Origin of the sequence: Vibrio makurazakiensis (assembly GCF_050337375.1) — a bacterium.
GTDB classification, from domain to species: domain Bacteria; phylum Pseudomonadota; class Gammaproteobacteria; order Enterobacterales; family Vibrionaceae; genus Vibrio; species Vibrio makurazakiensis.
The window spans coordinates 1-2,918 of record NZ_JAKJSW010000346.1; the positions used below are offsets into that span (position 1 = coordinate 1).

Here is a 2,918-nt window from a genome sequence, read left to right on the forward strand (position 1 = left end):
AATAATGAGTTTTCGAGACATGGTTTTATCCATCTAATGGTTAAACTTACTCAAAGCGTAGATAAAGCTATACAGTGCTGCTAAGAGTGGTTGTGCATATATTGAACAAAAACTTTTTGGTGTATTTTCTAAGTGTCTGATTTATGAGACAAGCCCGAATTATGGTGGTGGTCATATAAACTATATGAGTTGTCTATATTGATATATTGAGCTGAGCAATATATCATCACGCAAAATTTATAAGATGCTTCTTTCCCTTGTTGTAGCTCCTAAGACTTTTCCTAAACTCTTAAGCTAATGCGCTTACAATGGCAATGATATTGTTGTTAGTAAGAATGGACTCGCAAACGAACATGGAATGGCGATTAGTAATCTTCAATAACAAATAACGCAGAAACGGCACTGACGCTGTCTATGTATCTATTTATTTGAACTTATTGAGGTTCGCATGCTCGACACAAAACTCACTCTAAATAACTTGGCATCCAAAAAATCATTCACTAAAGGGTTAAGCGCACTATTAGTTGCGTCGTGCTTATTTGGTACTGCTGTTTCAGCGAAACAGAATGATGACAATTGGTTCCAACGTTCAGATTTAATGTTACCTCGCCAAATGTCGACGTCAGTACTCATTAATGGTTTCCGTTATGTGCTTATGCCAACAGATCAGCCTGGAATCGAAATCCGTTTAGATACCGATGCTGAGCAAGCGTTCGTTTTTAATTCTTCACCTGAAACTGAAGAAGAATTGATCACAACAATAACCTCAATTGCTGAGGCGCTTAAATTGCCAACTAATGAAGATAACCTAGACAGTTCTTCATTAGTCATTGTCGGTGATTTTAATGTTAGTAAGGTTAAGCGTGAGGTAGTTAAGTTATTCTCAACGACTGATATTGTGGATCTTAGTAGCATGAATAAGCAGCATAATGTTCAGTCTAATGCTCAGCTAGATATACTTAATACTGCATCTCAGGTAGAAGCTCGCCCTGAAGTCGTTTCTATTTCTGTTCTATCACCATTTGATGCTGACGATAGCAAAAAATCTCGCCGTGAAAAGCTGACTCGAGATATAGCACGTAGTGTGTTAGTGGAACGCCTCGAAACTGCACTTGAAACAAGTCAGTTAGCGGTAAGTTCTATAGAAACGAAAGAGCTAGAATTGTTCGACCATCAGTTAATGACTTCTACAACAATGACATTAACGTCAGAGCAAGATGTAGAAGCTGGCTTTAAAGTATTAAAAAACACCTTAACTAATTTAGTCAGTGCTGGTGTTTCACGTAAAGAGTTTGAACAGCACGCTGCCAAAATTCGCCAGCAGTTAGTGACAAACCAGCCGAGCGTTAGCCAGCAAGCTGACGAGATTGTATCAGCGGTTAAACACCATAAGGTTTACGTACAACCTTCAGATGTTCTAATGCTGTTTGATTTCCACATGGCTCACCTAAATAGTGGTGACGTTACAGCTGCATTGCAAAGCGTATGGAATGAGCACAATAGTGTAATGATTACGAAAGGTAATTCAGAGAAACAAAATCTAGGACTAAATCTGAGCGCACTTAAGTAGTTGGTCAAACGACTAAAGTGAAGTAACTCTTTGTTCGGAATAACTCTGAAATAGACATAAAAAGGCCCGTTAACTTGTTTGTTAACGGGCCTTTTTGTTTATTCAATCTACGCAACGTACTGGGCACTTTTGAAAAAAATTAAAGCTTCCAGTACAGCGGGGAATTATTGAATTGCGATAAGCTCAACATCAAAGATCAAAGTGCTCGCTGGTGGGATAGGGCCAGAACCGCCTTTTCCATAACCAAGAGTACTTGGAACAAATAAGCGGATTTTTTGACCTTCGACCATGTATTGAAGACCTTCTTGCCAGCCTTTAATTACCTGCTTCACGCCAAACGTAATTGGCTCGCCACGATCTACTGAGCTATCAAAGATAGTGCCATCGATAAGTGTACCGTGGTAATGCACTTTAACTCGGTCTTTAGCCGTCGGGTTAACAGTGCCTGTACCTTCTTCTAGCACAAGGTATTGAAGTCCGCTCTCGGTTGTAATAACACCTTCTTTTTGACCGTTCTCAATTAAGAAAGCTTGGCCTTTCTCGAAGTTCTCATCAGCGGCTTTGTGGTTGTTCCACGTGCGGTAGATAAAAAAGCCTGCAAGAATGAAAATGATAATTGGGAATACAAATTTGCTCATGGATTTAACCTAAATGATTATAGAGAATGAAAACGTTACTGATCTAAGGTTGAGACAGTAAGTAGTTAATTGTGTTTGCAATGCCTTTAACATCATTGTGGCCTGCAGTCAGCACCTGGTACTTACCGTTAATGATGAAAGTCGGAACAGAGTTGATTTGACCCGTTACTGAAATATCATCAGCCTTTTTAAGGTACTTAAATAGTTCTGTTTGCTGTGCTTTATCTAACTGGTATGGGCTCACTAAATCACGTGAAGTGAAAACAGCATCCAAAGTTTCTTGGCGTTGTTCTGGAGTTACGTCGCCACCCATTTGAACAGCTGCGAAGAGCTCTTCCATGAAGGCATGATCTGGTGTGTCGTTAAGCTGCATTACAGCAGTGTAGAAAATCATAGCGCTGATTTGCGCACTGTCGTTAAAAGTAACGTGTACTTTGCCGATCTTTTGATTGGTTAGAGACTCGATTTCTGGGATAGAGCTCTCCATTGTACGGCAGTGGCCACAGTTGAGTGAGAATACTTCAGTGACAGGAGCCAAATTAAATTCTGTTAGTTCAACGGGAACACGTTGAAATTGCTCACCTAACTGAGGCTCGCTGTTTTCACTACAGCCAGCGATGATTAGGAGTGCAGCTGCGACCGTAATGATTTTTGAAAATGATTTAAACATGTTTTTTTGCTCTATCTATAGTAGTTAGATAATTCTAACC

The 2,918-nt window shown here is 39.8% G+C and carries 3 protein-coding genes; 1 reads left to right on the top strand and 2 read right to left on the bottom strand.

The features are described 5' to 3' along the window. The first annotated feature begins 448 nt into the window (after positions 1-448). Complete coding sequence (locus L4C33_RS21175; RefSeq protein WP_428814368.1) at positions 449-1,570, top strand: hypothetical protein; 1,122 nt, start codon at positions 449-451, stop codon at positions 1,568-1,570. A 164-nt stretch (positions 1,571-1,734) separates the two neighbouring features. Here the strand turns inward: L4C33_RS21175 and bamJ are convergent, their stop codons facing one another. Together bamJ and L4C33_RS21185 are read right to left on the bottom strand one after the other, a co-directional pair. Beyond that, entirely contained in the window at positions 1,735-2,208 is a 474-nt protein-coding gene (bamJ, locus tag L4C33_RS21180; protein WP_428814369.1) for a BamJ family beta-barrel-assembly machinery protein, read from the bottom strand. A 43-nt stretch (positions 2,209-2,251) separates the two neighbouring features. Further along, on the bottom strand, positions 2,252-2,878 hold the full coding sequence (locus L4C33_RS21185) for a thiol:disulfide interchange protein DsbA/DsbL (protein WP_428814370.1): 627 nt from the start codon (positions 2,876-2,878) through the stop codon (positions 2,252-2,254). Positions 2,879-2,918 lie beyond the last annotated feature (40 nt).

What these genes read in the sequence shown, in the direction of transcription:
- bamJ (WP_428814369.1), bottom strand. Translation starts at nt 2,208, where the DNA reads ATGAGCAAATTTGTATTCCCAATTATCATTTTCATTCTTGCAGGCTTT.
- L4C33_RS21185 (WP_428814370.1), bottom strand. Translation starts at nt 2,878, where the DNA reads ATGTTTAAATCATTTTCAAAAATCATTACGGTCGCAGCTGCACTCCTA.
- L4C33_RS21175 (WP_428814368.1), top strand. Translation starts at nt 449, where the DNA reads ATGCTCGACACAAAACTCACTCTAAATAACTTGGCATCCAAAAAATCA.